Below are 3,440 nucleotides of genomic sequence, written 5' to 3' on the forward strand. Positions count from 1 at the left end.
AGAGGTCACCTTTGCGGAAGAGATGCCTTCACACCGTCAGAAAAGCACCTTATCCGGGTCGAGACCGGAGCCCCCGAAATTATCCATAAGGTCAATGCTCTTCATATCCGCCGTACTGATTTCAAAGTCGAAAACATCGATGTTTTCCTGAATTCTTGAAGGCGTCACGGATTTCGGAAGCGGCAGAGCTTCATGCTGGAGGCACCAGCGGATGCAAACCTGCGCCGCTGACTTTCCGTAATGCCGGGCGATCTCCTGAAGCTCAGGATTGGAGAGCATTCTTCCGGTGCCCAGGGGAGACCATGCTTCCACCAGGATGCCGTTTTCCCGGCAATAGCGAACTGTATCCTCCTGAAGGAATCCCGGATGGAATTCAATCTGGTTCACCTGCGGCTGTACCTCGGTTTTCATAAGAGCAGCAAGGTGATGCGGCTTAAAGTTGGATACGCCGATGGCTCTGATCTTTCCTGCCTTATAGAGCTCTGTCATGGCCTGCCATGTTGAGAGATTGATTTCTTCCCATCTCTTGAATCTGTGGGATGCGGCAGGCCAGTGAATCAGGTATAGGTCCAGATAATCAAGTCCGAGATCGGAAAGTGTTTTTTCAAAAGCAGCCAGAGTCTGGTCATAGCCGCGATCCGCATTCCACACCTTGCTGGTGATGAAAAGATCCTCCCGGGGAATGCCGCATGCGGCAATGCCTTTTCCGACACTGACTTCGTTTCCGTAAATGGCCGCTGCGTCAATATGACGGTAGCCGCAGGAGACGGCAGCTTTTACGCCAGTCACGGTAATCTCGCTGTCCGGTGATTGCCAGGTGCCATAACCCACAGACGGTATGGCGATGCCATTGCTAAGTTTCATGGTCTGCATTTCAGTAATCCTCGTATGAAATAATCCTGTCAGCATTCCCGCTTATCCCTGTCTGAAGCCGGTCTGGCACTTTCAGGATGCTTAATGAAGCCCGGTCGGAAACAAAAAAGGAACGCCCCGAGAAATCATGGTACCTGAAATGCAGGGCTTTATGAGATCGCATCTCCGGGAAACTTGCCGCTTATCACACAATCACCGGGAAGGATTCGGAAGGCCGGAATGAAACCTTTGTCTTTGACTTTGCAGGAGCAGAAGAACGAAACCGGCGTCCGGGAAACCGCCAGAGACAGAAGAGTTCCGGGCCTGCCGGTTTAAATATGACAGGGCCATCCTTGCTGCTTCTCCGGATTACTTGTAAAGCTGATACTTTTTGCTGATGGCGTGCGCCATGTCATCCTTAAGGGGACGGAAGCCAATGCACGTAAGAACGCGGCCTTTGCCGTTCTCGTCATATTCCTCCGGCTCCAGTTCGGTGAGGCAGCAGTCTTTGATCAGGAAGAAATCCCGGCCTTCCCTGAGTCCCAGCTCCTCCGCCATGGTGACCGCCTTCAGAAGATGATCCCGGTTACGGGCTTCGCATATGATCTTTGTGAAGATGCCCCTAAACCAGTCATCATAGATTTCGGGAGGTATTTCAGAAGTTACCTGGTATGCCGCAACCTCGTCGGTGTCCCCTTTAAGTTCCTTTTCAGCAACACCCCTTAACAGCAAATGACTGATAAAGGCCATGCTGGCATGACTCACCTGGGCGGCTAATTTCCCGGGAGACATCTCCAAATCCTTTCTGGCAATGATCAGCTGCCGGACGCCCTGCTTTTGAGGCGCGTGGGTTTCCGGCTTTGCCGCAGGAGGTTCCGGGTCCTGCGTATAGCGGCGAATCACGTCGCTTTCTTCCAGTTTCGCATTCTTCATTTGCTGGAGAACTCCATATGTATCATGCTGCCGGATGTAGTCGAATGAGTAAATTGCTTTCAAACGGCAGGGATAATAGCCCTCTCTGGTTTTCTTGCAGCCGAAGCGGTTGCCCTGCTGCGGAGACTTCTGAAAGCCCACAGAGTAATACAATAGCCGGTCATTCAGATCGAGCTCATAGGCATACTCGCACATGAGAGAATCCTGGATAAACCACTCTTCCTCCTCCCATTCCGGCTGAAAATAGACATAGGGTTCTCCGCTGCCCGCCGCGTCTTCGCACAGCCGCAAGGAAAAAAACTGCGATTCACCGCCGGGGATTTTGTCCTTCGGGAAACGCTCAAAAAACTCCTTCTCAGTCATAAGCTGCTCAAACAGCCGATCGAGATCCACCGTCTTAATCAGCGTCAGGACATCACGGCCGATGCCGTCAGGGTAGGCATCCCATCTGATAAAGGCCTCCTTAACGGCATTGCCCTTCCGCATAATAAACGATCCTCTTGTGCCCATATCCTCGCTTTGCTCCTTTGCTATGCTTGTCTGAAAACAATAACTGGCAAGATGTTCAGGAAAGATTCATCTTTTTCTTGTATTCCCCCATCACCTTTGCCTTGCACTCAGGGCAAAGGTGGTAATGCAAAGCGATATCCCAATAATCCCCGAAAAGATCATCTTCATCTATGAAGTCGATGTCACCGTAAACACCGTTTTCAATGTCATCGTCGTTATCGAAAACGTCGGACAGGTCATCATGCTTCTCGAAGCAAAGGCCGCAGTATCCGGCCTCCGCAATGCTTTCCGTTGTCTCATAATCATTGCCATCGTAATAGCGGGCAACTTGAATATATGAACGGATAATGCTGATGCAAGCTTCTTTGCTGATCTTTCCGGCATCATAAAGCTTAAGAATATCCGTCCCTAAAGACGACATGGCGTGTCCGATTTCATGATTGCTCATTTGTGAAAAATCTCCTTAAGTTGGTCAATCTCGAATTTATCGGAGCCCGCCGGCGCATCAGACGGCCAGGGAATTATGACCTGATACCGCATACTGATTATTCCGGGCTCCCTTATTTCCATAAAAATTTACTCTGAATTTACCATGCTCCCCCGATCCGAAAGCCCTGTCCGATTGCGCAGGCCCAGAAGTCTGAAAAGCGTGCCGGCTCTGAAAAGGCGTCTTACCAGATTTTCAGTTCTGCTTCTTCTTTATTGTTTTTCTTCATTTCCAGATATGACCTCCTCAGCTCAGCCCTGCACTTCGGGCAGATGTAATCATGCAAAAGGAGCTGTCTGGAAACAGTTCTCTTAAAGCCGCTGAAGCTCTTGATATCCCCGTAACCGCTATTTTTAATATCCTCGTCATCATCATTGTTAAAAACATCGGACAGGTATTCATGCTTCTCGAAGCAGAGACCGCAGTATCCGGCCTCCGCAATGCTTTCGGTCGCCTCATATTCATTGCCGTCGTATTGGGTGACAATGCACATGCATGAACCGATAAGGCTCCTGGCCGCTTCCTTGCTGATCTTTCCGGCTTCATAAAGCTCAATAATATCCGTCCCTAAAGACGACATAGCTTCTCCGATTTCATGATTGCTCATTTATGAAATATCTCCCTAAGAAGTTCCCTGCCCGATTACCGATAATCAAGC

Annotated in this window: 4 protein-coding genes; all 4 read right to left on the bottom strand. The window is 49.9% G+C overall.

The window, feature by feature from the left end; all coding sequences use genetic code 11:
• Window positions 1-36: 36 nt before the first annotated feature.
• Window positions 37-873, bottom strand: a complete 837-nt coding sequence (locus ACJROR_RS14410; RefSeq protein WP_406041311.1) for an aldo/keto reductase — start codon at window positions 871-873, stop codon at window positions 37-39.
• A gap of 348 nt (window positions 874-1,221) precedes the next feature.
• Window positions 1,222-2,295 carry a peptidyl-tRNA hydrolase gene (locus ACJROR_RS14415; RefSeq protein WP_406041313.1) on the bottom strand — a complete coding sequence of 358 codons (1,074 nt, stop codon included), beginning with the start codon at window positions 2,293-2,295 and terminating at the stop codon, window positions 1,222-1,224.
• 55 nt (window positions 2,296-2,350) lie between these two features.
• Window positions 2,351-2,743, bottom strand: coding sequence for a hypothetical protein (locus ACJROR_RS14420; RefSeq protein ID WP_406041315.1), 393 nt, complete (start codon window positions 2,741-2,743; stop codon window positions 2,351-2,353).
• 223 nt (window positions 2,744-2,966) lie between these two features.
• A complete protein-coding gene (locus tag ACJROR_RS14425; RefSeq protein ID WP_406547707.1) occupies window positions 2,967-3,389 on the bottom strand; it encodes a hypothetical protein in 423 nt (140 codons plus the stop codon).
• Window positions 3,390-3,440 lie beyond the last annotated feature (51 nt).

It is taken from the genome of Succinimonas sp., assembly GCF_045225735.1.
GTDB lineage: Bacteria > Pseudomonadota > Gammaproteobacteria > Enterobacterales > Succinivibrionaceae > Succinimonas.